This window comes from Streptomyces sp. NPDC055254 (assembly GCF_053606025.1).
On the sequence record NZ_JBSGQV010000050.1, the window covers coordinates 12,829 to 39,793 of the forward strand.

Consider the following 26,965-nt stretch of genomic DNA (forward strand, 5'->3'; position numbering starts at 1 on the left):
GGGGGGGGGGGGGCGGCCCCGCGCCCCGGGCCCCCACCCCACCGGAGGTCAGCCGGCGGCGGCCTCGGCCGGCAGCTGGACCGGCTCCTCGGACCCCGGACCGACCCCGCCCGACAGCGGCGCCCACGGGCGAATGCTCGAACAGTCGCACATGTGCGCCCCGCTCGGCCCGTGCAGCGCCCTGCCGCCGCGGCCCGGAGCGGTGTCCAGCCGGATCGCCACGGCCGAGACCACGAGGCTCGGCATCACGCTCGTATAGAGCGCCGACACCTCCTCGTCGAGGTTCAGCCCCAGCGTCTGCGACATGACGTTCAGTCCCGCGAAAGCGCCCACGACCAGGCGTGACGGCCCGGCCGGGTCCACGTGGGACAGCAGTTCACCGCGCTCTTTCGCCTCCACCATCAGGGCGGTGTGCAGGTCGATCCACCCCTGGTACGGGGCGGCGCGGTCGAGGGACCTGCCGTTCTGCTCCAGTGTCAGCCGCGCGCTGCCGCGCATCAGCACGTCGTGCTGGAGGCGGTGCGAGAAGATCATGCCGATGTCGACGAACTCCTGCGCCTTGAACTCCTGGGGCGTGAAGGCCGGGACCATGCCCACCTGGGCGTCGATGACGGCTTGGGCCAGGTCTTCCTTCGAGTCGAAGTGGAAGTACAGCGCACCCTTCGTGACGTTGGCCATTCGGACGATGTCCGTCAGCTTCGCGGCGTCGTACCCGCGGTCCTCGAACACCACGGCGGCGGCCTCCAGGATCGCCTGACGGGTGCGTACCGCACGGTCCTGCTTGACCTGGGGTCGTTGAGCCCTCATATATGCCTCTGTCCCTCTCCATGCCCCCGATCGACCGGCAATACATGCCCCCGGGTACGTACCTCTGAGTACAGTTTCACACCATTGTGAAGCCTCCGTCCACCGGCATCGTGACGCCGGTGACGAATGACGCACGAGAACTGCACAGCCATGCCGCGGCCTCCGCGATCTCCTCGGGTTCGGCCGTACGCGGCTGCGGAGTAGCGGCGTGCAGCTGCTCCTCCATGCCGGGCACCGCCGCGAACCACTCCTGCACCACTTCGGTCCGCGTCGTGCCGGGGGCCACCGCGTTGATGCGGATGCCCTGCGCCGCGTACTCGGCCGCGGCGGCCCTGGTCAGGCCGATCACCGCGTGCTTGGCGGCCACGTACGGCGCCGCGACGGGCGTCGCCACCAGACCGCCGACGCTGCTGTTGTTGACGATGGTCCCGCCCCCGGTCCGCAGCATGGCGCCGATCTCGTCGCGCAGGCAGTTCCACACCCCCCGGAGGTTCACGTCCATGATCTCGTCGTAGAGGTCGTCGCCCATCTCGTGCAGCGGCGTACGACCGACTCCCCAGCCGGCGTTGTTGAAGGCGCAGTCCAAGCGGCCGAAGCGCGCCACGGCCAGCTCGACCGCGGCCGAGGTGTCCGCACGGCGGGTCACGTCGGCCACCGCGTACTCGGCCTCCGCGCCCCCGGCCCGCAGTTCCTCGGTCAGGGCCTTCAGCCGGTCCTCGCGGCGGGCGACGAGCACCACGCGCGCGCCCTCGCGCGCGAAGACGCGCCCGGCCGCCGCCCCTATGCCACTGCTCGCACCGGTGATCAGCGCGACCTTGCCTGCGAGCATCCGCTCCGCTGCCATGTCTCTCCTTCATGCGTCCCGAACCGGTGACCGGGCGGGGGTGATGCGGTGGGGGTCGATGCGAACGGCGTGCGCGCCTGCGCACGTCGCCCGTGCTACATGAAACCTCGCACGGCGGCGCGTGCGCCGTGCGGGCGGGGGCACCCGTCCTCAGGCCGCCCAGGCGAGGCCCTCGGCGGCCTCGGCGTCGATCGCGCGCAGCAGGGTCTCGTCGATCTCGTCCAGCGAGCGGACCAGGTGGCGGACGCCGGCGTCGCGCATCAGCTGCGCCTGGAATCCGTGCTCGAAGCCGCTCGGGTGCCCGATGAAGGGAACCCGCAGGTCGCGAGAGGCCTCGGCGACCCGGGCGACGTCGTCGACGAAGACCACCCGGTCGTAGTCCAGGCCGAAGGCGTCGACCGCGATCTCACGGATGCCGGGGCGGAAGTCGTTCGTGCAGATGTAGCCCGGCGCGTCGAAGAGGTGTGCGTGGCGGCCGAGGTAGGTGTCGAAGTGGCGCTTGTCCAGGCCGCCGTAGCAGATCGTGCGCAGGCCGAGGGAACGCAAGCGGTTCAGCAGCTCCTCCGCTCCGGGCAGCAACTGGAGCGGGTGCTCGGCGAGGTAGGCGGCCCGCTCCTCGAAGTAGACGTCCAGCACCTTCTCCGGCGCCCAGTCCACACCGGCGGCGGCGCCGAGCGCGCGGCCGGCGGCGAGACGGTTCTGGGAGAAGATCGAGCGCTCGACGTCCGCGCTGTAGACCCCGCCCCGGCTGGTGATGAAGCGGTGGATCACCGGGCTGAAGGTGTCGTTGAGCAGGACCCCGTCGATGTTGACGGCGGCGAGCCGCAGGTGCCCCAGCGGGTCGAGGTGCCGGAGGGCGTGCATCGGTCTCCAATCGGCGGGGGCCGGCGCAGGTGCGGGACGCGTCGTCCCCGTCGAGACGGATCGTGCGAGGGACGCACTTCGGCCACGGGACACCGGGAGGGCCCCCAAAAAAATACCCCTCGGTACGCGGCTGCCGCCGTCCAAAAGATACCCGAGATCCATCCTGATGCGGCCGGATGGCCAAAAATGGACATGCGGCCGAGAAGTTCCAGCTCAATGCGCCCGACCTGCTGTTAAACCCCCCTTACTTACCCCGCGCAGCACACATTCGTCTGTGGTTTACGTCACTTCTGACCCCGGAATCACGCGATCATCAGGTAATCCTCTACCTGTCAATCAAACCCGGAGTACGTACTTCGCGACATAAAGCGAGGTTGGACCTTCCGGCCATGATCTCGGGGAAGTTCATGTTCACGACTTTGGAACCGGCGGACGGCCAGACACAGCCCACCCTTCCCGCAGTGAACTGCGTGTGCGACGACCACGCCCACGGACGGCTGACCACCACCGTGCCCCGTGAACTCGTCCACCGCGCCGCCGTCGCCGAGGTCTTCCTCACCGGCATGTGCCGCCCGGCCGAGGACCGCTTCCACGTGACCGCCCAACTTCCCCGCGGACACAGCTTCTTCACGCCCATAGCCGGCACCCACTACGATCCGATGATCATCTGCGAGACGATCCGGCAGGTCGGCTCCTACGTGGCCCACCAGGCCTTCGAGGTGCCGCTCGGCCACCAGTTCCTGCTGTGGAGCCTCGACTACACGACCGCACCGGAGCACCTGCTCATCGGTGACACCCCGGCCGGTGTCGACCTCGACGTCGTGTGCGCCGAGGTCCGCATGCGCGGAACCCAGCTCCAGGCCCTGCGCTACCGGGTGACGATGCGTCACGGCGACGTCGTCCTGGCCACCGGGGACGTCGCCTACACCGTCGCCTCGCCCGCCGTCTACCGCCGGCTGCGCGCCGGGCACCTGGACCAGCGGCCGATCCCCTCGCTGCCCTCGGCCCCGCTCCAGCCGGCCCAGGTCGGGCGGTACTCCCCCTTCGACGTGGTCCTCGCGGCGGCCCCGCAGCAGCCCGGCGCCGACGCGACCTGGCAGCTGCGCTACGACACCCGGCACCCGGTGCTCTTCGACCACCTCGGCGACCACCTGCCGGGCATGGTCCTGCTGGAGGCCGCGCGCCAGGCCGCCGTGGCACTGACCCCGGCCCCCGCGGTACTGCCGGCCAGCGTCGCCAGCACCTACCAGCGGTACGCGGAGTTCGGCTGCCCGCTCTGGATCCACGCGGAGCGCACCGGGCCGGCCGAGATCCGCGTGACCGGAGTGCAGAACGGCGAAGAGGTCTTCGAGGCACGCGTCGGCACGGCACGCCTCGAAACGGTGCCGTACGACATGACGGCCTAGGCGGCTGCGACCCGGCGGACCTCGCCGGTCACCGCACCACCGCGCCAGGGAGCTCCGGGGGCGCCGGGGGGCGCCTCTGGGGACCGGGGGGACACCGGGGGCAGGGGGCCCTCGGGGGTGTCCGAAAAGGCCGAAGGGCCCGGTCCGCCGTCGCGAGACGGCGGACCGGGCCCTTCGGTGAAACGTCCGGGCAGGAGGCCCTACTTGAGCTTCGTGCCGGTCGAGCGCAGGTTCGCGCACGCCTCGGTGACACGCGCGGCCATGCCGGCCTCGGCGGCCTTGCCCCAGGTGCGGGGGTCGTACTTGGACTTCGTGCCGACCTCGCCGTCGACCTTCAGGACCGCGTCGTAGTTGCGGAACATGTGGTCCACGACCGGGCGGGTGAACGCGTACTGGGTGTCGGTGTCGAGGTTCATCTTCACGACGCCGTTCTCCAGCGCGGTGGCGATCTCCTCGGCCGTGGAGCCCGAGCCGCCGTGGAAGACGAAGTCGAACGGCGAGGACTTGCCGTACTTCTCGCCGACGCCGGCCTGGAGGTCCTTGAGGAGCTCGGGGCGCAGGACGACGTTGCCCGGCTTGTAGACGCCGTGCACGTTGCCGAAGGAGGCGGCCAGCAGGTAGCGGCCCTTCTCGCCCAGGCCCAGGGCCTCGGCGGTGCGGATCGCGTCCTCGACGGTGGTGTAGAGCTCGTCGTTGATCTCGTGGCTGACGCCGTCCTCCTCGCCGCCGGTCGGGGTGATCTCGACCTCAAGGATGATCTTCGCGGCGGCGGCCTTGGCGAGCAGCTCCTGGCCGATGGCCAGGTTGTCGGCCAGGGTCTCGGCGGAGCCGTCCCACATGTGCGACTGGAAGAGGGGGTTCAGACCGCGGGCCACGCGCTCGGCCGAGACCTCCAGGAGCGGACGTACGTAGCCGTCCAGCTTGTCCTTGGGGCAGTGGTCCGTGTGCAGGGCGACCGTGATGTCGTACTTGGCGGCCACGATGTGCGCGAACTCGGCCAGGGCCACCGCGCCCGTGACCATGTCCTTGTTGTACTGGCCACCCAGGAACTCCGCACCACCGGTGGAGATCTGGATGATGCCGTCGCTCTCCGCCTCCGCGAAGCCGCGCAGCGCAGCGTGCAGGGTCTGGGACGAGGTCACGTTGATGGCCGGGTAGGCGAACTTGCCTGCCTTCGCCCGGTCGAGCATCTCGTTGTAGACCTCGGGGGTTGCGATGGGCATCTGTCCGCTCCTTGGATGTGCGGGGAGTGTGCTTATTGCGGGCCCTGACCTGGGGGCGACGTCGCCGTCGCCCCCATCTTTCCAGACTCGGCGCGACACTCCACCCCGTGGTGGCCCAGTACGTCCGGAAGCCGCCGGGACGTTTCACGTGAAACATCCCGGCGGACCGGAAACACCCAGGTCAGGACGGTCCCAGGAGTCCGGGGACCCGGTTCGTCTGCTGTCCGAGGAGCGGACGGGCGGCCTTGACGTCCCCCCTCGGAGGCCTCAGGAGAGGCCCAGGTCCCCGAGGCGGTAGCCGGTGAGGTAGGGCAGGCCCGCCTCGGCGATGGCCTCGGCCGCGCCCCGGTCGACGATCGTGGCGACGGCGACGACCTCGCCGCCCGCCTCACGGACCGCCTCGACGGCCGTGAGCGGGGACCCGCCGGTGGTCGAGGTGTCCTCGACGACCAGGCAGCGCTTGCCCTTCACGTCGGTGCCCTCGATGCGGCGCTGCATACCGTGCGCCTTCTGCGCCTTGCGCACGACGAAGGCGTCCAGCCGCCGGCCGCGCGCGGCGGAGGCGTGCAGCATCGAGGTCGCGACCGGGTCGGCGCCCAGGGTCAGACCGCCGACGCAGTCGAAGTCGAGATCGGCGGTCAGGTCGAGCATGACCTGACCGACCATCGGCGCCGCCTCCCCGTCGAGGGTGATCCGGCGGAGGTCGATGTAGTAGTCGGCCTCCCGACCGGAGGAGAGGATCACCTTGCCGTGCACGACGGCCTTGTCCTTGATCTGCTGCAGAAGCGCATCGTGTACGTCAGTCATGACACCGAGCTTAGGGGGTGTCCGGTGGATCACCGCCGGGCCCCGATCCACGGGACACCCCCTCGCCGCGCGCTACCCCAGCCGCCGCCAGGTCCACGTGCAGGAGATCTCCAGCGGGTCCACCGGCGTGATGAACTGCGGCAGGCTGTTCAGTCCGTTCGGCGGGCCCGACTGCGGTTCGACGCAGACGGCCTCCGGCTCCTCGTCGTAGACGACCACCCATTCGGCCCGGCTGGTGACGCGCAGCTCCAGGGCGCCGGGCCAGGTGACGGTGACGTCGACCCCGTTGGGCATGCCGAAGCAGTCGTCCCAGGGGCCGGGCAGCGGGTCGACGCGCCGGCCGGTGGGGATGTGGTCCGCGCCGCGCTCCTCCTGCCACGCCGGGTCGAAGGAGAGCTGCGCAGGTTCGCCGCCGCGGCCGAGGTCGCGCAGGAACCAGGGGTGCCAGCCGGCCTGCGCCGGGAAGGAGTCCCCGTACGTCTCGACGCCCAGGGTGAGCGTCAGCGCGTCCTCGGACAGCTCGACGATCTGGGTGACCCGGCCGGGGTAGGGCCAGGGGTCGGCCAGGTCGTACGTGAACGCCGCCTCGGTGGCGGTGGCGCGGGCCGGCCGCCAGGCCGCGTCCCGGGCCATGCCGTGCAAGGCGTGCGGGGGGTGGTTCAGCGGCAGCTGGTGGACGGTGGCTCCGTCGTGGAAGCGGCCGTTGTCGGTCCGGCCGCACCACGGGACCATCGGGAAGGCCCCGTAGTGCGCGCCCTGGCGCAGCAGCTCCGTCCCGTCGATCCGCAGGCTGCTGATCCGGCAGCCGTTGTCCTGGTCGACGGTCACCTCGGCGCCACCGGCGCTCAGTTGCGTACTCATGCGTCGACCCTAGTGCGGGTCGACGCCGCTCGGCGGCCGCCGACGGGCGACCGGCGGGCGGCGGTTTCAGCGGCGGCGCCGCAGGGCCCTGCCGATGACGACGGCCGAGGCCAGGGCGAGGGCGGCGGCCGGGGCGATCCAGCGCAGGGTGTCGCCGGCGGTGGCGGCGGCGGGTGCGGGCACGGGGGCGTACCGGCCGCGCGGGGGCGCGTGGTCCACCTCCTCGGCGCTGCGGCCGATCATGGTGCGGCGGGCGTGGGCGGCCTCGGCGGGGGGCCGGGGGCGGTCGCCGAGCCCGCTGAGGTCCTCGAAGCCGCCGGCCAGGAAGGGGTCCAGGGACGGGGGCGGTACGTCGGTGTCGAACACGGACGCGGAGACCTCCGTGATGTCCTCCCCGCCGTCGGCGCCGTCGCTCTCCTCGGCCTCCTCGCCCTCGGCCACGGGATCGGCGACCTCCGCCCCGGCGTCGTCGGACGCGGCCGAGGGAACCGAACCGGCGCCCGCGACGGCCGCCAGCTGCCCGGCGGCCCGGTCCAGGAGCCGCCGTACGACGGTGCCGGTGGCCTCGGCCCCGAAGCCCGCGGCGCGCCCGTCCGCGGTGGCACCGGCGGTGACGTCCAACCGGGTGCCGTCCTCGACCGCCGCCAGGCGCAGCGCGAGGGAGAACGCGACGGTCCCGCTGCCCCGGACCTCCGTGCCCTCGCCGTCGACGGCGAAGTGGTCGGGGTCCCGCTCGGTGACGGCCAGCGCCCCCCGGTAGGTGACGGTGTGTCCGCCGACCCGGAGCCGCAGCCGACCCGAGAGCGGCCCGGACCCGGTGTCGGCGTCCTGCTGGAGCCCCGGCACACAGCGGGCCAGCCGGACGGGGTCGCGCAGCACGGCGCGGAGGTCGTCTGCCGGTACCGGGACGAACACCTGATGCTCCATGCGGTCGAGCCTACCGACGAGACCCGTACCGGGTCACGAATACCGCGGGTGCGGCAGGGTCGACGGCGGCAGCCCCGGCACCCTGGTGCGCTCCGCGTCGCGGGCGGAATCCTGCAGGGAGCGGGTCGACAGCGAGCGCAGGCCCGGCGTGTCGCGGTCCACGCGCAGCCGCGGGGCCTCCTCCCGGGAGGCGAGGACGAAGCCCCAGTCGCGCGGCGGTGCGTCGGACAGGGCCAGGGGGGTGCGGTCGGGGCCGGCGGCGTAGCCCGCGAGGCGCCCGCCCGCGCTGTAGGGGGAGGTCCGCAGCCCGGCCGCGCGCAGGGTGGACTCGACGGTCCAGTACGTACGGGGGCGGGTGGCCATCGGCCCGGCGTGCACGGCCATCCGGCCGCCGGGGCGCAGGGCCCGCGCGGCCAGCCCGTAGAACTCCTGCGAGTACAGCTTCGCACTGGGGGTGATGCCGGGGTCCGGGAGGTCGGAGAGGATGACGTCGAAGCGGTCGTGGGCGGCCGGGCCCCGCAGCCAGGCGAAGGCGTCCTGCGTGACGACGCCCACGCGGGTGTCCTCGTACGCCCCCGCGTTGAGCGCGGAGAGCATGGGGTCGGTGCGGGCGAGACCCACCACGCCCGGGTCGATCTCGACGACGGTCACGGAGGCGACGTCCGGGTAGCGCAGCACCTCGCGCGCGGCGAGTCCGTCGCCGCCGCCGAGGACCAGGACCCGGCTGTGCGGGCCGGTCATCGCGGGGTGCACGAGGGCCTCGTGGTAGCGGTACTCGTCGTAGCCGCTGACCCGCAGCCGGCCGTCGAGGTACAGGTCCAGCGAGCGGGGGGAGCCGGTCGGGGGCCCGGTCAGGACCAGCTCCTGCACGCCGGTCCGCACGGCGACGCGTACCTCCCCGCCGTAGACGGCCCGGCGGGCCACCCGCTCGAAATCGTCGGCGAGCACGGTCGCGGAGGCGAGCACGGCGAGCACGGTCGCGTTCGCGGCGATCAGCGTCCAGCGGGCGCGCCGGCTCAGGTCGCGGCGGAACAGCCACAGCACCAGGGCTCCGCCGACGACGGCGTTGACGGTGCCGGTGAGCAGGGCGCCGGTGAGCTGGCCGAGCATCGGGAGGAGCAGGAACGGGAAGGCCAGGCCGCCGACGAGGGCGCCCACGTAGTCGGCGGCGAACAGGTCGGCGACGGCCCCGCCCGCGTCCTGTCTGCGGATCCGCTGGATGAGGACCATCAGCAGCGGGATCTCCGCGCCGATGAGCACGCCGATGGCGAAGGAGAAGGCGACGAGCGCGGGCCGGGACTCCCCCAGCCAGGCGAAGCTCGCGTACAGCGCCATGGCCGAGAGCCCGCCGAGCAGGGCCAGCCCGGCCTCGATCGCGCCGAATCCGAAGGCGGGCCGGTGGCGGAGCCGTTTGGCGAGGAGGGAGCCGACGCCCATGGCGAAGACCATGACGGAGAGCACGACCGACGCCTGGGTGACCGAGTCGCCGACGAGGTAGGAGCCGAGGGCGAGCAGTTCCAGTTCGTACACGAGGCCGCAGGCGGCGCAGACGAACACGGTGGCCAGGACGAGGAGTCGGCCGGTCCGGGGCCGTACGGGCAGGGCGGCCGGGACGGTCTCCCTGCCCGCGGGCTCCGGTGCGGGGAGCACCCGGCGCGGGACGGAACGGTCGATCATGCAGCGAACCGTACGTCACCGCCTCCGCCCACCCGGTCACCCACATGGGTGCAAGTGGCTTACTGATCAGGCCAGTTGGCCTAACGGCGACGCACACCGCGCACCGGAACGCGCCGCCGCGCCCCCTCGCCCGATCAGAGGAGCACAGGGGCCTCCACGGCCTCCCCGGCTCCGGCGGCCATGCGCACTCCGACCCGCGTCCGCGTGGCCACGAGCTGGCCTTCTTGCGGGTACGCGTGCCAGGTCCGCCAGCGCACCTGCCCCTCGTAGCGCTGCGCGAGCATGGCGGTGAAGGCGTGCGGACTGCCCGGGAAGGTACCGGCGAGCCCGTTCGGGTGATCCGCGACCAGTGCGAGGAGCTCCTGCGCCCGCCCCGCGAAGGATCCGCGGGACAGCGTCTCGACCCGCGCGGCGAACTCGTACTCCCAGTCGCCCAACCGCTTGGCGACGCCGAGGGGCAGCGGCGTACTGCTGCCGGGCATACAGGCCACCGTCTCCGAGCAGAGCACGTCGTCCTCCTCCAGAAGTACCTGGTGGGAGGCGCCCAGCAGGCGCAACTCCACCTTGGCGCCGTCCAGTTCGATGTTCAGTACGCCCAGGGCGGGCAGCCGCTCCCGACCCAGGGCCCAGGCGAGGTCGGCGGCACGCGTGTCGGTGTAGGAGGTCTGGAGGGTCGTGAGCATGAGTCGGCTCCGCAAACGCGCGAGGGAGATGGGCCGGATCCCGCCAGCGGTGGTCAACGGGTGGGGGGACACCGGCACGGGTCCACAGGAAGTCCAGGAAGGTCCGAGGACTGGTCTACTCGACCGAGGGAATCATGAAAGGCACGGCACTCACAGCGGTTTTACCCAATCTGACGGGGTTTACATCCCCCCGGGGGCTCCACAGTTCACGTGTTCAACAAGTTGCGTCCCGCGCGTCGCCGTGCGGGGGCGCACAAGGGGGCGCCCGACGGAAACGAGCCCGTCGGGCGCCCTGTCCCGCCCGGTCCCGGCGGACCGGTGCCAGCTGCCCCGTGTCAGCTGGAACCGCCGCATCCGCCGCCACCGCCGCAGGACGACGACGAGCCGCCGCAGGAGGAACCGCTCGAACACGAGGAGCCGGAGCCCGACGAACCGCTGCCGGCCCACCAACTGCCCGCGGAGGAGCCTGCGGAGTCTCCGGAGCCGGAGTAACCGCTCTTGAAAGCCCGTACCGCCACGGTCACGACGAACGCGAAGAGCATCAGTCCCAGAACAATGAAGACGAACGTCATGTCCGCCCCTCTCTCACGCCCCGGTCTCCCGGGGGGCGGGATCCCCGCGTCCCGCGTGCAGGGGAGATGCCCGCGCGCCACACGGGCCAAAGCACACTTGAGCAAGTCCAGAGGTTCCCCGCAGGATGGCGCCCATGACCGCACCCGAGAGCAGCAACCGCCCGTTCCTGAACCGCAGGCTGGCGTCCTTCGGCACCACGATCTTCGCGGAGATGTCGGCCCTCGCCGTCCGCACCGGGTCGATCAACCTCGGCCAGGGCTTCCCCGACACCGACGGCCCGGCCGAGATCGCCGAGGCGGCCTCCCGCGCGGTCCTCACCGGCCTCGGCAACCAGTACCCGCCGGGCCCCGGCGTCCCGGAGCTGCGTACCGCGATCGCCGCCCACCAGCAGCGCTTCTACGGCCTCTCGTACGACCCGGACTCCGAGGTCCTGGTGACCGCCGGCGCGACGGAGGCCATCGCCGCCGCCCTCCTCGCCCTCCTCGAACCGGGTGACGAGGTCATCGCCCTCGAACCGTTCTACGACTCGTACGCGGCCTGCATCGCGATGGCCGGCGGGGTACGCGTCCCCGTCACCCTGCGCCCGCACGCCGGGACCTTCGCCCTCGACCCGGACGAGCTGCGCGCCGCGGTCACCCCGCGCACCCGCCTGCTGCTGCTGAACACTCCGCACAACCCGACCGGCACCGTCCTCGGCCCGGCGGAGCTGGCGGCGGTGGCCGAGCTGGCCGTCGAGCGCGACCTGCTCGTCGTCACGGACGAGGTGTACGAGCACCTGGTCTTCGAGGGGGCCCACACCCCGCTCGCCGGCTTCCCGGGCATGCGGGAGCGCACGGTGACCATCTCCTCGGCCGGCAAGACCTTCTCCTTCACCGGCTGGAAGGTCGGCTGGCTCACCGCGCCGCCCGAGCTGGTGGCGGCGGTCCGCTCGGTGAAGCAGTTCCTCACCTACGTCTCCTCCGGCCCCTTCCAGTACGCGATCGCCGAGGCCCTCGCCCTGCCCGACGCCTACTACGAAACCTTCCGCGCCGACCTGGCCGCCCAGCGCGACATCCTCGCCGGCGGCCTCGCGGCGGCCGGGTTCGAGGTCTACCGCCCGCAGGGCACGTACTTCATCACCACCGACATCGCCCCGCTCGGCGAGCGGGACGGCCTGGCGTTCTGCCGCGCCCTGCCCGAGCGCTGCGGCGTCGTCGCCATCCCCAACCAGGTCTTCTACGACGACAAGGCCGCGGGAGCCACCCAGGTCCGCTGGGCGTTCTGCAAGAGGCCCGACGTGCTCCGCGAGGCCGCGGAGCGACTGGCGCGGCTGTAGGCCGTTCGGGCGGGGGCGGGGCGGCCGGTACCGGACACCGGCGGTGGTTGCGGGGCGACTGAGGGCGATGTGAAGCTGGCGCCTGCAAGACGTGCCCGAAGCCCTCACCCGCGGGTGGGCGTCCACACCAGCAGGAGTCGGCAGAGATGGCAACGGGCAGAGTGGCGGTGACCCCGTCACCCCTGGAGGTCCGCGCGGTCAAGGCGGTGCGGTCGGCCGCACCCGCGACCGTGATCGCGCTCGGGGTGTTCGCCGCCGTCCGCGGCGCCGGGGTCCTGGTCCTGGCCCTCGGAGCCTGGTGGTCCGGCCGCGATCCGCTGCGGGTCCTCGGCCTCTCCTGGGACTCCGCCTGGTACCTGGGGATCGCCGCCAACGGGTACGGGCGCACCCTCATGACGGTCCAGACCGGGTCCGTCCAGAGCGACCTGGCCTTCTTCCCGCTCTACCCGGTGCTGATCCGGACGGTCTCCGCGGTCGTCCCCGGCGGGCTCGTGCCGGCCGGGGTGCTCGTGGCCTGGGTCTGCGCCGGGGCCGCGGCCGTCGGCGTGTACCGGATCGGCGCGCACGTCGTCGGACCCCGCGCCGGGCTGCTGCTCGTGGGCCTGTGGGCGGCGCTGCCGCACGCGGTGGTGCTGTCCCTCGCCTACACGGAGGCCCTGCTGGCCGCCCTCGCCGCCTGGGCCCTCTACGCCGTGCTGCGCGACCGCTGGACGGCGGCTGCGGCTCTCGCCGTGCTCGCCGGGCTGACCCGCCCCACCGGGCTCGCCGTCGCGGCCGCCGTCTCGGTCATGGCCCTGCACGCGATCCTCGTACGAAGATCCCGGGCGCCCGAGGTGTGGGCGGCCGGGCTGCTGGCCCCGGCCGGCTGGGCCGCGTACGTCCTGGCGGTCGGCGTACGGCTGCGGGACCCGCTCGGCGGGTACTTCGAGGTGCAGCGGCGCTGGGGTTCCCGCTTCGACTTCGGCGCCGGGGCGCTGCGCTCCGCCGAGCGCGTCCTGACCGGCGGGCACGTACCGCTCGCCACCACCGTGACCGTCGCGGTCCTGGCCGCCGCCGGACTGCTGGCGATACTCCTGGTCCTGGACCGGACCCCGCTGCCCCTGCTCGCCTACACCGCGGTCCTGCTGGCCATCACCTTCGGCGGGGCCGGCTACTTCGAGTCGAAGCCCCGCTTCCTGCTCCCCGCGTTCCCGCTGCTGCTGCCGGTGGCCGCCGCCATGGCCAGAGCCCGGCCCCGCACCGCGGTCGTGGTGACCGCGGGGCTGGCCGGGCTCAGTTACGGCTACGGGCTGTACCTGCTGCTCGTGGCACGCGTACCGCTGTGACGGACGACTACTGGTTGGTGTCGTCGCCGTCCTTGTCGTCGCCGTCGGCGGAGTCGACGTCCTGCTCCAGTCCGAGCTGCTCGACGAGCCACTTGTCGAACTCGATCGAGGCGCGGACCCAGCTGACCGTGGAGGACACGAAGTGCTCCAGGCTGACGCCGGTGCCGATCAGCATCTGCGCCTCACCGATCAGGCGGACCGAGCCGTCGTCGTGGGTGTGGCTGTAGACCTTCGGCCACAGGGTGCGGCGGTTCCAGTCGTCGATCGACTCCAGGAGCTGGGGCTTCTCCTCGATCTTGTGCGGACGGTCGTAGAAGGTCCGCACCGAGAAGACCGCCTGGTCGCCTTCACCGCGGAACATGAAGTAGGTGCGGAACTCCTCCCACGGCGCCGCGAGGTCACCCTCGTCGTCGACGACGTACTTGAGCTCCATCTGCTCCAGCAGCTGCTTGACCAGATCCTGGTCGGGGACGACGGGGCCCGCCGGTCCTGTGGCCTGCGGCTCGGGCTGCTGCCCTCCGAAGTTCGGAATCGAGGCCGGGTCGATGCTCACCGTGTACTTCCCTTCGTGCGGATTACTTGCATCCTCCCCCATCGCGCCTACCCCGTGTCCACCCCTGGACGCCCGATCCGCTCCGGGCGGACAGGAGCGGACCGCGCGTGACCGGGGAGGGACTCAGAGCGCCTTGGCGACGAGCAGTCCCCCGTCCGCCACGTCGACCCGTACGGTGTCGCCGTCCTTGACCTCGCCCGAGAGGATCTCCCTGGCCAGGCGGTCGCCGATCGCCGTCTGGATCAGGCGGCGCAGCGGCCGGGCGCCGTACGCCGGATCGTTGCCCTCGTCGGCCAGCCAGGCCAGGGCGGCGGGCGTCACGTCCAGTGTGAGGCGGCGGTCGGCCAGCCGCGCGGCCAGCCGGCCGATCTGGAGCTCCGCGATGTGCACCAGCTCGTCGCCGGACAGCGCGGAGAAGACGACCAGGTCGTCCAGCCGGTTGAGGAACTCGGGCTTGAAGGACCCCCGGACCACCTCCAGGACCTGCTCCTTCTTCTGCTCCGGCGGGGTGGCCGGGTTCATCAGGAACTGGCTGCCCAGGTTCGAGGTGAGGATCAGGATGGTGTTGCGGAAGTCCACCGTCCGGCCCTGTCCGTCGGTGAGGCGGCCGTCGTCCAGGACCTGGAGCAGGATGTCGAAGACCTCCGGGTGGGCCTTCTCCACCTCGTCCAGGAGCACCACGCTGTACGGGCGGCGGCGGACGGCCTCGGTGAGCTGGCCGCCCTCCTCGTACCCGACGTAGCCGGGCGGGGCGCCGACCAGCCGGGCCACGCTGTGCTTCTCGGAGTACTCCGACATGTCGATGCGGACCATGGCCCGCTCGTCGTCGAAGAGGAAGTCCGCGAGGGCCTTGGCCAGCTCGGTCTTGCCCACGCCCGTGGGGCCGAGGAAGAGGAAGGAGCCGGTCGGGCGGTCCGGGTCGGCGATGCCGGCGCGGGTGCGGCGCACGGCGTCGGAGACGGCCCCTACGGCCTCGGCCTGGCCGATCAGGCGGCGGCCCAGCTCGTCCTCCATGCGGAGCAGCTTCTGGGTCTCCCCCTCCAGCAGGCGGCCCGCGGGGATGCCGGTCCAGGCGCCCACCACGTCCGCGATGTCGTCCGGGCCGACCTCGTCCTTGACCATCGTCCCCTTGGACGCCTCGGCCTCGGCCTCGGTGGCCTCCGCCAGCTCGCGCTCCAGGGCCGGGATCTCCCCGTAGAGCAGCTGGGAGGCGGTGTCGAAGTCGCCGTCGCGCTGGGCCCGCTCGGCCTGTCCGCGCAGGTCGTCCAAGCGCTCCTTGAGCTCGCCGACCCGGTTGAGGGACTGCTTCTCCTTCTCCCAGCGGGCGGTCAGGCCGCGCAGGTCCTCCTCCTTGTCGGCGAGGTCCTTGCGGATCTTTTCGAGGCGCTCCCGCGAAGCCGGGTCGGACTCGTTCTTCAGCGCCAGCTCCTCCATGCGCAGGCGGTCCACCGCGCGCTGGAGCTCGTCGATCTCCAGCGGGGAGGAGTCGATCTCCATGCGCAGCCGGGACGCGGCCTCGTCGACGAGGTCGATGGCCTTGTCGGGGAGGAAGCGGGAGGTGATGTACCGGTCGGACAGGGTGGCGGCCGCGACCAGCGCGCTGTCGTTGATGACCACCTTGTGGTGGGCCTCGTAGCGGCCCTTGAGGCCGCGCAGGATGGCGATGGTGTCCTCGACGGACGGCTCGGCGACCAACACCTGCTGGAAGCGGCGCTCCAGGGCCGGGTCCTTCTCGATCCGCTCGCGGTACTCGTCGAGCGTGGTCGCGCCGACCATGCGCAGCTCGCCGCGGGCCAGCATGGGCTTGAGCATGTTGCCCGCGTCCATGGCGGAGTCGCCGCCGGCGCCCGCGCCGACGACGGTGTGCAGCTCGTCGATGAAGGTGATGATCTGGCCGTCGCTCGACTTGATCTCGGCGAGGACGGTCTTGAGGCGTTCCTCGAACTCGCCCCGGTACTTGGCGCCGGCGACCATGGCGCCCAGGTCCAAGGAGACCAGCCGCTTGTTCTTGAGCGACTCGGGGACGTCCCCCTTGACGATGCGCTGGGCCAGGCCCTCGACGACGGCGGTCTTGCCCACGCCCGGCTCGCCGATGAGCACCGGGTTGTTCTTCGTGCGGCGCGAGAGCACCTGGACGACGCGGCGGATCTCCTGGTCGCGGCCGATGACCGGGTCGAGCTTGCCCTCACGCGCGGCAGCCGTGAAGTCGGTGCCGAACTTCTCCAGGGCCTTGTACTGGCCCTCGGGATCGGGGGTGGTCACCCGGCGTCCTCCTCGTGCGTTCTGGAAGGCGGCGAGCAGCTTCTCCGCGCTCGCGCCCCGGGTGGAAAGGACCTCGCCCGCGGCGCCGCCCTTGGCGGCGACGGCGATGAGGAGGTGTTCGGTGGAGAGGTACTCGTCCCCGAGCCGGCCCGCCTCGGCGTCGGCTTCCGCGAGTACGGCGAGCAGGTCGCGGCTGGGCTGCGGGGGCGCGACGGTGGAACCGGTGACGCTGGGCAGGGCGGCGAGCAGCCGCTCCGCCCCCGTCCGTACGGCGACCTGGTCGGTGTCGGTGGCGGCGAGGAGGTCGGTGACGTTCTCGTTGTCCTCGCCGGCGAGCAGCGCCAGCAGCAGGTGGGCGGGGGTCAGGTCCGCGTGCCCGTCCTTGACGGCCCTGCTGGTGGCCGCGTTCAGGGCGTCCCGGCTCCTGTTGGTCAGCTCGGCATCCACTGCGTCTTCTCCTCTCCGGGGTGGGCGGCACGCGCGGCACCCTGACTGCCTGTTACTGACAGGAACAGCATATGCAAAGTTGAGTCTATTCCACTCAAGGCTGTTCGGGGTACGTCCCAGTACCCTTCGGTCCATGTCCCATGACGTACTCCACCCGACTCCCGAGTACCTCGCCTTCTGGCGGGAGCGGCACGTGTGCACCCTGACCACCCCGAGGCCGGACGGCACGCCGCACGTGGTCCCGGTGGGCGTGACGTACGACCCGCAGGCCGGTCTGGCCCGGGTGATCAGCAACAAGCACAGCAAGAAGGTCCGCAACATCCTGGCGGCCGAGGCGACGGAGCCGGGCGGAGCGCGGGTCGCGGTCTGCCAGATGGAGGGGCGGCGCTGGGCCACCCTGGAGGGGCGCGCGGTGATCCGTACGGACGAGGCGTCGGTCGCCGACGCGGTGGCGCGCTACGCCGAGCGGTACGGGCGGACGCCCTCGCCCAACCCCGACCGGGTCGTCATGGAGATCACCCTGGACCGGGCGATGGGCCGCGCGTGAGCCGCTGACGGACTCCTCGGCGCCCCTCCCAGCTTGTCCGGTCAGCGACTGGACGCGGACATCACAACGGCGCCATCGTGGTCAGGTCCACGATGGCGCCGTTGTGTGGGGGAAGTGCCTGAGCGATCTGCAACGACGGGGGAATCGCTTCAGGCACTGCGGGGGGTGGCGGTGGTGATGTCGGGTTCGAAGAGCTGGTGATCGCGCTGATCAAGATTGACGAAGACCATTCCGTAGCGCACCTCGCAGCGGACGGGCTGCGGCGCGCCCCTCGGGCGGCGCAGGCACCGGTAGGCACGTACGTCCTCGTCCTCCTCGCGCACGACGACGATCGGTTGACCGAACAGGGTGACCATCAGCGAGTCGCCGGGGTAGGGAATCGCGGTGGCCAGGTCGATGAATTGCCATCCGGACCGGTAGGCAGAGGCCATTTCGCGGCGGAAACCGCGGTCGTCGGGGGGTGTCATGCGCCCGCGGACTTCCCACCCGCGCCCCAGCCACTGTCTGACTCCGTACCGGCCGGCGCGATCCCCCATCCGCTGTCGTCGACGGGCTGCGGAGCGGGGCCCCAGCCGCTGTCGGCCCGGACACTGCCCCAGCCGCTGTCACCCTTGCCGGGGGTCCCCCAACCGCTGTCGTCGTCGCCGGTGGTCCCGGCCCCCCAGCCGCTGTCGACCGGGGCGCTGCCCCAGCCGCTGTCCGCGAGCGAGATTCCACCGACAGCAGCAGCCGTAGAGAGAGCAATGGCAGCCACCGAGCGAAGCAATTTCTTGTACATGGTCGACGTTGTCCTCACTTGATGGATTCCTCTCCCCCGCATCTCAGACGATGACTTATCGAGCCACGCCATTGCCACCGTGGCGATGCATCATGTTCCTGTACATGCAGGACCCTGGGGGTGGGAGATATGCCGATAATGCGGATAGACCAGACACATCCCCATGCGGTGACAGACCTGTGCGACCTCGGGGCCGAGCTGTACGCAAGTGCGCTCAGCTCCGGCCGAATCGCCCGCGAAGAGGTCGAGCAGACGCCCTGCCTGCTGGAATTCGCGCTGCTGCACCCTGATCCGGACGACGACAACTGGCTCCGTCCGGTTCCCCCCTCGGTCGCCCTGGCGCAACGGCTCCACCCGCTGGAACGGGAGATCCTGCAACGCCGGCGCTCCTCCATCGAGCTCGCCGAAGCCTTTGAGCCATTCATGGCCATCAGCGCGCTGACTCCCGCGCCGACGCACGCGATCACCGTGCTGGAGGGATTCAACAGGATCAACGCGGCGCTCAATGTGGCCACCGCCGAGTGCCAGGCGGAAATGCTGACCATCCAACCGGGCGGCGGACGCTCCGAGAACATTCTCAACCAGGCGATCGAGCGCGACCAACCGCTCATCCGGCGCGGCGTGAGCATGCGCACCCTGTACCAGCACACCGTCCGCCACAGCCGCGGCACGATGGCCTACGTCGACCGGATGGCCAGCGGGAAGGTGGAGATCCGGACGCTGGAGGAACTGGTCGAGCGGCTCATCATCTGCGACGAGTCCGTCGCCTTCATCCCCGCCAGCGACGACCAGCAGATCGCCCTGGAACTGCGGCACCCGGCGCTCGTCCGCTACCTCGTCCGCGTCTTCGAACAGCTCTGGCGGCGGGCCACCCCGCTCAACGAGCAGATCCCCTACGATCCGACGCCGTCGGGCATCTCGGGCGTGCAGCGCTCCATCGCCCAACTGCTCGTCGAAGGACACGTGGACGAGGCCATCGCACGCCGCCTGGGAATGAACGTGCGCACCTGCCGCGCGCACATCGCCAAGCTGGCCACCGCCCTGGGCAGCGGCAGCCGGGCCCAACTCGGCTTCCTGATAGCCCAGTCGGGCATCCTGGGCCGCGTCTCGGGGCCGGCCCGGGAACCCCGCCTCTGAGTACTGCGAGACGGCCCCGCCCGGAAGCTTCCGGGCGGGGCCGTCTCGTGCGTGCGGGTGCGGTGCCGGCAGGGCCGGGGTCAGTCCAGGGGGCGCTTCGGGGTCGGGCGCCAGACGACCAGGGCGCTGCCCGGCTGCGGGGGCTGGTACGGGACCAGGTCGCGGCGGTACGAGGCGTGGACCTGGGCCTCGCGGGCCTGGAGCGTGGCCGCAGCGCCGTCCACGGCCGCGGAGAGCTCGGCCACGCGCTGCTGGAGCGCGGCGACCTGGTTCTCCAGCTCGATGATGCGCTTGATGCCCGCCAGGTTGATGCCCTCGTCCTGGGACAGCGCCTGCACCGTGCGGAGCAGTTCGATGTCACGGGCCGAGTAGCGCCGGCCGCGGCCGGCCGTGCGGTCCGGGGAGACCAGGCCGAGGCGGTCGTACTGGCGCAGGGTCTGCGGGTGCAGACCCGAGAGCTGGGCGGCCACCGAGATCACGTAGACGGGGGTCTCGTCGGTGAGTTGATAGCCCCCACCCAATCGGGAGGACTGTCGTCGGCGGCCGTCCATGTCATGCTCCCTTCGCGGACTCGAACAGCGCGGAGCGCGGGTCCTCGGACTCCGTCGCCTCGCGGTACATCTCCAGCGCCTCACGGGCCTTGTCCGACAGTTCCGTGGGAACCGCGACCTCCACCGTCACCAGCAGGTCGCCGCGAGTGCCGTCCTTGCGGACCGCGCCCTTGCCGCGGGCCCTCATGGTGCGGCCGTTCGGCGTGCCGGGCGGCAGTTTCAGCGTCACCGAGGGGCCGTTCAAGGTCGGGACCTTGATGTCGGCTCCCAGCGCCGCCTCCGCGAACGTCACCGGCACGGTCACCGTCAGGTTGTCGTCCTTGCGGCCGAACACCGGGTGGGCGTCGACGTGCACGACGACGTAGAGGTCACCGCCGGGGCCGCCGCGCTCGCCCGGCGCGCCCTTGCCGCGCAGCCGGATCCGCTGGCCGTCGGAGACGCCCGCCGGGATCCGGACCTGCATGGTGCGCGAGGAACGGGCCCGGCCGCTGCCCTTGCACACGTCGCAGGGGGTCTCCGCGATCAGGCCCCGGCCCTTGCAGTCCGCGCAGGGGTCGGTCAGCGAGAAGCCGCCGCCGCTGCCCCGGGACACCTGTCCGGTGCCGACACAGGTCGGGCACACCCGGGGCGTGCCGTTCTTGTCGCCGGTGCCCGAACAGGCCTTGCAGGGCGACTGCGAGGACATCCGGAGCGGGACCGTGGCCCCGTCCACCGCCTCCGTGAAGGAGAGGGTGACCTCCGACTCGATGTCCTGGCCCCGGCGCGGCTGGGCGCGGGTGCCCGGACCGGCGCCGGGGGCGCCGCCGCGGTTGAAGAGGCCGCCGAAGACGTCGCCCAGACCGCCGCCGAAGCCGCCGCCCGCGCCGCCCTGCGGCTGGCCCCCGAAGAGGTCGCCGAGGTCGAAGTTGAACGAGCCGCCCGCGCCCGGCCCCGGCCGGAAACCGCCGTTGCCGAACAGGGCGCGGGCCTCGTCGTACTCCTTGCGCTTCTTCGGGTCGCCGAGGATGTCGTTCGCCTCGGAGATCTCCTTGAAGCGCTCCTCGGCCGAGGCGTCACCCTTGTTGGCGTCCGGGTGGAACTCGCGGGCGAGCTTCCGGTACGCCTTCTTGATCTCGGCCTCGGTGGCGTCCTTCGGGACACCGAGGACCTTGTAGTAGTCCTTCTCGACGAAGTCCTTCGTGTTCATCCCCGGTGTCCCTCCTCTCGTGCCTCTACGGGCCGTACTGCGTGTGGTGCGGGTGGTGCGTCAGCCCTTGTCGGGGGCATCCGCGTCCTTGTCCGACGGACCTTCGCCCTCCGCGGACTCCACCTTCGGGGCCGCCCCCGGCTGGGGCTCGGCCACCGCGACCCGTGCGGGACGGATCGTGCGCTCCCCGATGCGGTACCCCGGCTGCAGGATCGCCACGCAGGTCGTCTCGGTGACGTCCGGCGCGTACGAGTGCATCAGGGCCTCGTGGATCGTCGGGTCGAAGGGCTCGCCCTCCTTGCCGAACTGCTGGAGGCCCATCTTCGCGGCGACCGTCTCCAGCGATTCGGCCACCGACTTGAAGCCGCCGACCAGCTCGCCGTGCTCGCGCGCCCGACCGACGTCGTCCAGGGTCGGGAGGAGTTCCGTCAGGAGGGACGCGACCGCGATCTCCTTGACGGTGATCCGGTCCCGCTCCACCCGGCGACGGTAGTTCTGGTACTCCGCCTGGAGCCGCTGGAGGTCCGCCGTGCGCTCGGAGAGCGCAGTACGGGCCTGGTCCAGCTGCGCCAGCAGAGCGGTGTCCTGGCCTTCGGCCTGTGCTGAGTCCCCGGCCGGGGCCGCCTCCTCCGCCTGGGCGGGGTCGGCGGCCTTCGGCTCCTCGGGCGTGCCGTCGGCGGGGACTTCGGGCTTCTCGTCGAAGCCCGGGGTCTCCTCCGACATCAGGCAGCGCCGCCCTTCGGCTTCTCGTCGTCCACGATCTCGGCGTCGACCACGTCGTCGTCGGCCTTCGCCTGGCCCGCGTCACCGGCAGCGGCGCCGGCGGCGCCCTGGGCGGCCTGGGCGTCGGCGTAGATCGCCTGGCCGAGCTTCTGGCTGACGGCGGCGAGCTTCTCGGTCGCCGTGCGGATCTCGGCGGTGTCCTCGCCCTTGAGGGTCTCCTTCAGCTCGGAGACGGCCGTCTCGACCTCGGTCTTGACGTCGGCCGGGACCTTGTCCTCGTTGTCCTTGACGAACTTCTCCGTCTGGTAGACGAGCTGCTCGCCCTGGTTGCGGGACTCGGCCGCCTCCTTGCGACGGAGGTCCTCGTCCGCGTACTGCTCCGCCTCCTGGCGCATGCGGTCGACCTCGTCCTTGCCGAGCGAAGAGCCGCCGGTGACGGTCATCTTCTGCTCCTTGCCCGTGCCGAGGTCCTTGGCCGTGACGTGCATGATGCCGTTCGCGTCGATGTCGAAGGAGACCTCGATCTGCGGGACGCCACGGGGGGCCGGCGGCAGGCCGGTCAGCTCGAACATGCCGAGCTTCTTGTTGTACGCCGCGATCTCGCGCTCGCCCTGGTAGACCTGGATCTGCACGGACGGCTGGTTGTCCTCGGCCGTCGTGAAGATCTCGGAGCGCTTGGTCGGGATCGTGGTGTTGCGCTCGATGAGCTTGGTCATGATGCCGCCCTTGGTCTCGATGCCCAGGGACAGCGGGGTCACGTCGAGGAGCAGGACGTCCTTGACCTCACCCTTGAGCACGCCGGCCTGCAGCGTCGCGCCGATGGCGACGACCTCGTCCGGGTTGACGCCCTTGTTGGCGTCCTGACCGCCGGTGAGCTCCTTGACGAGCTCGGCGACGGCCGGCATACGGGTGGAGCCGCCGACCAGGACCACGTGGTCGATCTCGGACAGGTTGATGCCCGCGTCCTTGATGACGTTGTGGAACGGGGTCTTGCAGCGGTCCAGCAGGTCCGCGGTCAGCTGCTGGAACTGGGAGCGCGTGAGCTTCTCGTCCAGGTGCAGCGGGCCCTCGGCGGAGGCCGTGATGTACGGCAGGTTGATCGAGGTCTCCGTGGAGGAGGACAGCTCGATCTTCGCCTTCTCGGCGGCCTCGCGCAGACGCTGGAGCGCCATCTTGTCCTTGGACAGGTCGACGCCGTGGCCGTTGTGGAACTGCTTCACGAGGTAGTCGACGACGCGCTGGTCCCAGTCGTCGCCACCGAGGTGGTTGTCACCGTTGGTGGCCTTCACCTCGACGACGCCGTCGCCGATCTCCAGGAGCGACACGTCGAAGGTGCCGCCACCGAGGTCGAAGACGAGAATGGTCTGGTCGTCCTTGTCGAGGCCGTAGGCCAGGGCGGCGGCCGTCGGCTCGTTGACGATGCGCAGGACGTTCAGGCCCGCGATCTCGCCGGCCTCCTTCGTCGCCTGACGCTCGGAGTCGTTGAAGTAGGCCGGGACGGTGATGACCGCGTCCGTGACCTTCTCGCCCAGGTACGCCTCGGCGTCGCGCTTCAGCTTCTGCAGGATGAAGGCGCTCATCTGCTGCGGGTTGAAGTCCTTGCCATCCAGGTTGATCTTCCAGTCAGTGCCCATGTGGCGCTTGACGGAGCGGATGGTCCGGTCCACGTTCGTGACCGCCTGGCGCTTGGCCACTTCGCCGACGAGGACCTCGCCGTTCTTGGCGAAGGCGACGACGGACGGCGTGGTCCTGGCGCCCTCGGCGTTGGTGATGACGGTGGGCTCGCCGCCTTCCAGAACGCTGACGACGGAGTTAGTGGTGCCCAGGTCGATGCCGACCGCACGTGCCATTTCGATTCCTCCAGCTGACTTGAGTGGAACAGGCTCAACCATGCCGCATCGCCGCGCTTGCGTCAACAGAACTGAGTCGAGGGGACTCAACCTTTAGCCCACGCTTACGCGCAACCCGGGGACTCCCGGGACGCGGGATCCGGCCGGAGCCCGGCGTCCAGGGACACGGGGGCCCGGGGCGGGGCCCGGCGCGGGCCGCACCCGAACGGGTCACCCCCGCCGCGCGGCACCCCGGCACCGCCCAAGGCATCCGGCACGGTGCTCGCATGCCCCTGCCGCTCACCCTCCCGTCCTCGCGGGCCCGGCCGCCCCGGGCCCGGCCGGCGAGACCCCCGGCCAAGCGGGTGCTCGACCTCGCCGGCGCCGCGGTCCTGTGCGTCCTGGCCGCCGCGCCGCTCGCCCTGGCCGCCGCGCTGCTGTACGTGACCCAGGGCGGCCGGGTCCTCGTCCGGGCACCGGCGGCGGGCCTGGCCGGGCGGCCCTTCCGGACCTGGCGCCTGCGCACCGACGGGGCGGGCGGCATCGGCGAGGCCGTCGAGCGCTGCGCCCTCGACGGCCTGCCGCAGCTGCTCAACGTGCTCCGGGGCGAGATGTCACTGGTCGGGCCGCGCCCGGAACCCCGCACCGACCGCCCCGAGCGGCTCCTCGTCCGCCCCGGCATGACCGGCCTGTGGCAGGTGAGCGCCCGCTCGGACCTACCGTGGGAGGAGATGCCCCTGCTCGACCTGCACTATGTGGAGAACCACTGGCTCGGGATGGACCTCGCGATCCTGGCGCAGACCCCGCGGGCGGCCTACCGACATAGGCAGCCCTGAGCGACACAGATCACCGCATGCTCAGCTACATTGCGGCGTCGGGAATGGGTAACCTCAAGCCTTGACTTCATAAGTTACCGCTTAGTAAGTGCCGCCCGAGGAGCCCTTCCATGCAACTCGCCGCGATCATCGTGTCGCTGGTCCTGACCGTGGTCGGCGTCGCGCTGCTCGCCCGAGCCGTGGCGCAGATCTACCGCTTCGTGAAGCTCGGCCAGCCCGTACCGGCAGGCAGCCGTACGGACGACCCGAAGGCCCGAACGCTCACCCTGGTCCGGGAGTTCCTGGGCCACAGCCGGATGAACCGCTGGGGCATCGTCGGCTTCGCGCACTGGTTCGTCGCGATCGGCTTCCTGACGCTTCCGCCCACGCTGGCGCAGGCCTACGGGCAGCTCTTCCAGGCCGACTGGACGCTGCCGATCCTCGGCGGCTTCCTGCCGTTCGAGATGTACATCGAGTTCATCGGCCTGATGACGGTCGTCGGCATCCTCGTCCTCATCGCGATCCGGCTGCTCAACCTGCCCTCCCGGGCGGGCCGCAAGTCGCGTTTCACGGGCTCGAAGGCCTGGCAGGCGTACTTCGTCGAGTACATCATCCTGACCATCGGCCTCGCGATCCTCGCGCTGCGCGGCCTCGAAGGCGCGATCCACCACGTGGACTCGTACGACCCGGCGTACTTCGTGTCGTACCCGCTGGTACTGGCCTTCGAGGGGCTCTCGCTCGGCACCCTGCAGAACGCCATCTACTTCACCGCGATGATCAAGATCGGCACCTCGCTGGTCTGGATGATCGTGGTCTCGCTCAACACCAACATGGGTGTCGCCTGGCACCGCTTCCTCGGCTTCCCGAACATCTGGTTCAAGCGGAACGCGGACGGCGCGGTCGCGCTGGGCGCCCTCCAGCCGATGACCAGCGGCGGCAAGGAGATCGACTTCGAGGACCCGGGCGAGGACGACTCCTTCGGCGTCTCCCAGGTCGAGCAGTTCTCCTGGAAGGGCATCCTCGACTTCTCCACCTGCACCGAGTGCGGTCGCTGCCAGTCGCAGTGCCCCGCCTGGAACACCGGCAAGCCGCTGTCCCCGAAGCTCCTGATCATGTCGCTGCGCGACCACGCGCACGCCAAGGCCCCGTACCTGCTGGCCGGTGGCGGCAAGGACATGGAGGGCAACGAGAAGGCCACGGCCGAGCAGCTCAAGGACGTGCCCGCCGCCGCCCTGGCGGAGGCCGAGCGCCCGCTGATCGGCACCGCCGAGGAGAACGGCGTCATCGACCCGGACGTGCTGTGGTCCTGCACGACCTGCGGTGCGTGCGTGGAGCAGTGCCCGGTCGACATCGAGCACATCGACCACATCGTCGACATGCGGCGCTACCAGGTGATGATCGAGTCCGCGTTCCCGTCGGAGGCGGGCACGATGCTCAAGAACCTGGAGAAGAAGGGCAACCCCTGGGGCCTCGCGAAGAAGCAGCGCGTCGAGTGGACCAAGGAGGTCGACTTCGAGGTTCCGATCATCGGCAAGGACGCCGAGGACCTCTCGGAGTTCGACTACCTCTACTGGGTCGGCTGCGCCGGCGCCCTGGAGGACCGGGCCAAGAAGACGACGAAGGCCTTCGCGGAGCTGCTGAACATCGCGGGCGTCAAGTTCGCGATCATGGGCGGCGACGAGAAGTGCACGGGTGACTCCCCGCGCCGCCTGGGCAACGAGCCGCTGTTCCAGCAGCTGGGCCAGGAGAACGTGGCCATGCTGAACATGGCGTTCGGCGAGGACGACGACGACCCGTCGACGAAGAAGCCGAAGTCGGCCAAGCGGATCGTCTCGACCTGCCCGCACTGCTTCAACACCATCGCGAACGAGTACCCGCAGCTGGGCGGCGAGTACGAGGTCATCCACCACACGCAGCTGCTCCAGCACCTGATCGACGAGGGCCGGCTGACCCCGGTGACGCCGGTCGACGGTCTGATCACCTACCACGACCCGTGCTACCTGGGCCGGCACAACAAGATCTACACGCCGCCGCGCGAGATCATGTCGGCCGTGCCGGGGCTGCGCCAGCAGGAGATGCACCGCCACAAGGAGCGGGGCTTCTGCTGCGGCGCCGGTGGCGCGCGGATGTGGATGGAGGAGCGGATCGGCAAGCGCATCAACAACGAGCGGGTCGACGAGGCGCTGTCCCTGAACCCGGACATCGTGTCGACGGCGTGCCCGTTCTGCCTGGTGATGCTCACCGACTCGGTGAACGGCAAGAAGAACGACGGTCAGGCCAAGGAGTCCGTGCAGGTCGTGGACGTGGCCCAGCTGCTGCTGGACTCGGTGAAGACGCCGGAGCCGCCGGTGGTCGAGCCGGAGCCCGAGCCGGAGCCGGAGCCGGTAACCGCCGGTGCGGCGGCGAAGCCTTCGCCGGCGGCCGCGGGCACGGCTTCGTCCGCTGCGCCGGCCGCGGCCGCGCCGGCGCCGACCGCCGAGGCGAAGCCCGCCGTGGCGAAGCCCGAGCCGAAGCCCGAGCTCGCGCCGGCGCCGACCGCCGTGGCGAAGCCCGAGCTCGCGCCGGCGCCGACCGCCGTGGCGAAGCCCGAGCCGAAGCCCGAGCCGAAGACGGAGCCGAAGACGGAGGCCGAGGGTGGAGCCGGCTCCGGCGCGGCCTCCGAGGCGAAGCCCGAGGGCGCCGAGTAGCGGCCCCCGGCCCGCAGCGACGCAGCGGCCGGTCCCCCCGCATCGGGGGGGTGCCCCTATGGGTTTGGTCAAGCTGATGGGGCGGGTTGGGGTTCGTAGAAGGTGCCGTCTCGGAGCATGGCGAAGAGGACGTCGGCT

The 26,965-nt window shown here is 71.3% G+C and carries 25 protein-coding genes; 7 read left to right on the forward strand and 18 right to left on the reverse strand.

Annotation, left to right across the window (positions count from 1 at the left end):
- Positions 1-48 precede the first annotated feature (48 nt).
- From ACWFQ8_RS30570 to ACWFQ8_RS30580, 3 genes are all read right to left on the reverse strand, one after another.
- On the reverse strand, positions 49-807 hold the full coding sequence (locus ACWFQ8_RS30570; protein WP_453789539.1) for a ScbR family autoregulator-binding transcription factor: 759 nt from the start codon (positions 805-807) through the stop codon (positions 49-51).
- Between the two features lie 76 nt (positions 808-883).
- A complete protein-coding gene (locus ACWFQ8_RS30575; RefSeq protein WP_453789540.1) occupies positions 884-1,651 on the reverse strand; it encodes an SDR family NAD(P)-dependent oxidoreductase in 768 nt (255 codons plus the stop codon).
- Positions 1,652-1,801: 150 nt separating this feature from the next.
- Complete coding sequence (locus ACWFQ8_RS30580) at positions 1,802-2,515, reverse strand: HAD family hydrolase (protein WP_453789541.1); 714 nt, start codon at positions 2,513-2,515, stop codon at positions 1,802-1,804.
- Between the two features lie 389 nt (positions 2,516-2,904).
- Between ACWFQ8_RS30580 and ACWFQ8_RS30585 the strand changes: the two genes are divergently transcribed.
- Positions 2,905-3,921 carry a ScbA/BarX family gamma-butyrolactone biosynthesis protein gene (locus tag ACWFQ8_RS30585; protein ID WP_453789542.1) on the forward strand — a complete coding sequence of 339 codons (1,017 nt, stop codon included), beginning with the start codon at positions 2,905-2,907 and terminating at the stop codon, positions 3,919-3,921.
- Positions 3,922-4,121: 200 nt separating this feature from the next.
- Here the strand turns inward: ACWFQ8_RS30585 and fbaA are convergent, their stop codons facing one another.
- The 7 genes from fbaA to ACWFQ8_RS30620 form a co-directional block, all read right to left on the reverse strand.
- The gene (gene fbaA / locus ACWFQ8_RS30590; RefSeq protein ID WP_453789543.1) at positions 4,122-5,144 is read right to left on the reverse strand and encodes a class II fructose-bisphosphate aldolase; all 1,023 of its coding nucleotides are present in this window, start codon (positions 5,142-5,144) and stop codon (positions 4,122-4,124) included.
- A gap of 267 nt (positions 5,145-5,411) precedes the next feature.
- A complete protein-coding gene (gene pyrE, locus ACWFQ8_RS30595) occupies positions 5,412-5,951 on the reverse strand; it encodes an orotate phosphoribosyltransferase (RefSeq protein WP_453789544.1) in 540 nt (179 codons plus the stop codon).
- A gap of 72 nt (positions 5,952-6,023) precedes the next feature.
- Positions 6,024-6,812, reverse strand: coding sequence for an aldose epimerase family protein (locus tag ACWFQ8_RS30600; protein WP_453789545.1), 789 nt, complete (start codon positions 6,810-6,812; stop codon positions 6,024-6,026).
- 66 nt (positions 6,813-6,878) lie between these two features.
- Positions 6,879-7,739 (reverse strand): SRPBCC domain-containing protein, encoded by an 861-nt coding sequence (locus ACWFQ8_RS30605; RefSeq protein ID WP_453789546.1) that lies wholly within the window; start codon positions 7,737-7,739, stop codon positions 6,879-6,881.
- Between the two features lie 33 nt (positions 7,740-7,772).
- On the reverse strand, positions 7,773-9,416 hold the full coding sequence (locus ACWFQ8_RS30610; protein WP_453789547.1) for a polyamine aminopropyltransferase: 1,644 nt from the start codon (positions 9,414-9,416) through the stop codon (positions 7,773-7,775).
- 134 nt (positions 9,417-9,550) lie between these two features.
- The gene (locus ACWFQ8_RS30615; RefSeq protein ID WP_453789548.1) at positions 9,551-10,099 is read right to left on the reverse strand and encodes a DUF2617 family protein; all 549 of its coding nucleotides are present in this window, start codon (positions 10,097-10,099) and stop codon (positions 9,551-9,553) included.
- 335 nt (positions 10,100-10,434) lie between these two features.
- A complete protein-coding gene (locus tag ACWFQ8_RS30620; protein WP_453789549.1) occupies positions 10,435-10,671 on the reverse strand; it encodes a hypothetical protein in 237 nt (78 codons plus the stop codon).
- Positions 10,672-10,805: 134 nt separating this feature from the next.
- On the opposite strand from ACWFQ8_RS30620, the gene ACWFQ8_RS30625 reads away from it, so the two are divergent.
- Together ACWFQ8_RS30625 and ACWFQ8_RS30630 are read left to right on the forward strand one after the other, a co-directional pair.
- Positions 10,806-11,987 (forward strand): pyridoxal phosphate-dependent aminotransferase, encoded by a 1,182-nt coding sequence (locus ACWFQ8_RS30625; protein ID WP_453789550.1) that lies wholly within the window; start codon positions 10,806-10,808, stop codon positions 11,985-11,987.
- A 146-nt stretch (positions 11,988-12,133) separates the two neighbouring features.
- Positions 12,134-13,312: a hypothetical protein gene (locus ACWFQ8_RS30630; protein ID WP_453789551.1), complete on the forward strand. Its 1,179-nt coding sequence runs from the start codon at positions 12,134-12,136 to the stop codon at positions 13,310-13,312.
- A gap of 7 nt (positions 13,313-13,319) precedes the next feature.
- On the opposite strand, the gene ACWFQ8_RS30635 is transcribed toward ACWFQ8_RS30630, so the two are convergent.
- Together ACWFQ8_RS30635 and clpB are read right to left on the reverse strand one after the other, a co-directional pair.
- Positions 13,320-13,865 (reverse strand): YbjN domain-containing protein, encoded by a 546-nt coding sequence (locus tag ACWFQ8_RS30635; protein ID WP_384540641.1) that lies wholly within the window; start codon positions 13,863-13,865, stop codon positions 13,320-13,322.
- 123 nt (positions 13,866-13,988) lie between these two features.
- Entirely contained in the window at positions 13,989-16,574 is a 2,586-nt protein-coding gene (clpB, locus tag ACWFQ8_RS30640; protein ID WP_453789552.1) for an ATP-dependent chaperone ClpB, read from the reverse strand.
- Positions 16,575-16,707: 133 nt separating this feature from the next.
- On the opposite strand from clpB, the gene ACWFQ8_RS30645 reads away from it, so the two are divergent.
- Positions 16,708-17,121, forward strand: coding sequence for a pyridoxamine 5'-phosphate oxidase family protein (locus ACWFQ8_RS30645; protein WP_453789553.1), 414 nt, complete (start codon positions 16,708-16,710; stop codon positions 17,119-17,121).
- A gap of 149 nt (positions 17,122-17,270) precedes the next feature.
- Here the strand turns inward: ACWFQ8_RS30645 and ACWFQ8_RS30650 are convergent, their stop codons facing one another.
- Both ACWFQ8_RS30650 and ACWFQ8_RS30655 read right to left on the reverse strand, forming a co-directional pair.
- Positions 17,271-17,588: a (2Fe-2S)-binding protein gene (locus tag ACWFQ8_RS30650; RefSeq protein WP_453789554.1), complete on the reverse strand. Its 318-nt coding sequence runs from the start codon at positions 17,586-17,588 to the stop codon at positions 17,271-17,273.
- Positions 17,585-17,875 (reverse strand): hypothetical protein, encoded by a 291-nt coding sequence (locus ACWFQ8_RS30655; protein WP_453789555.1) that lies wholly within the window; start codon positions 17,873-17,875, stop codon positions 17,585-17,587. The genes ACWFQ8_RS30650 and ACWFQ8_RS30655 overlap by 4 nt, the downstream gene beginning before the upstream one ends.
- 153 nt (positions 17,876-18,028) lie before the next feature.
- On the opposite strand from ACWFQ8_RS30655, the gene ACWFQ8_RS30660 reads away from it, so the two are divergent.
- On the forward strand, positions 18,029-19,036 hold the full coding sequence (locus ACWFQ8_RS30660) for a helix-turn-helix transcriptional regulator (protein ID WP_453789556.1): 1,008 nt from the start codon (positions 18,029-18,031) through the stop codon (positions 19,034-19,036).
- A gap of 80 nt (positions 19,037-19,116) precedes the next feature.
- Here ACWFQ8_RS30660 and ACWFQ8_RS30665 read toward each other — a convergent pair whose 3' ends face one another.
- From ACWFQ8_RS30665 to dnaK, 4 genes are read right to left on the reverse strand one after another with little or no spacing between them, the layout of a single operon-like run.
- The gene (locus ACWFQ8_RS30665) at positions 19,117-19,587 is read right to left on the reverse strand and encodes a heat shock protein transcriptional repressor HspR (protein WP_384540665.1); all 471 of its coding nucleotides are present in this window, start codon (positions 19,585-19,587) and stop codon (positions 19,117-19,119) included.
- A gap of 1 nt (position 19,588) precedes the next feature.
- Positions 19,589-20,773, reverse strand: a complete 1,185-nt coding sequence (gene dnaJ, locus ACWFQ8_RS30670; protein ID WP_453789557.1) for a molecular chaperone DnaJ — start codon at positions 20,771-20,773, stop codon at positions 19,589-19,591.
- A gap of 60 nt (positions 20,774-20,833) precedes the next feature.
- A complete protein-coding gene (gene grpE / locus ACWFQ8_RS30675; protein ID WP_453789558.1) occupies positions 20,834-21,496 on the reverse strand; it encodes a nucleotide exchange factor GrpE in 663 nt (220 codons plus the stop codon).
- Positions 21,496-23,346 carry a molecular chaperone DnaK gene (dnaK, locus tag ACWFQ8_RS30680; protein WP_453789559.1) on the reverse strand — a complete coding sequence of 617 codons (1,851 nt, stop codon included), beginning with the start codon at positions 23,344-23,346 and terminating at the stop codon, positions 21,496-21,498. Before dnaK ends, grpE begins: the two co-directional genes overlap by 1 nt.
- A gap of 266 nt (positions 23,347-23,612) precedes the next feature.
- Between dnaK and ACWFQ8_RS30685 the strand changes: the two genes are divergently transcribed.
- Together ACWFQ8_RS30685 and ACWFQ8_RS30690 are read left to right on the forward strand one after the other, a co-directional pair.
- A complete protein-coding gene (locus ACWFQ8_RS30685; RefSeq protein WP_453789560.1) occupies positions 23,613-24,161 on the forward strand; it encodes a sugar transferase in 549 nt (182 codons plus the stop codon).
- A 110-nt stretch (positions 24,162-24,271) separates the two neighbouring features.
- Positions 24,272-26,827, forward strand: a complete 2,556-nt coding sequence (locus tag ACWFQ8_RS30690) for a heterodisulfide reductase-related iron-sulfur binding cluster (RefSeq protein WP_453789561.1) — start codon at positions 24,272-24,274, stop codon at positions 26,825-26,827.
- Positions 26,828-26,965: the final 138 nt, after the last annotated feature.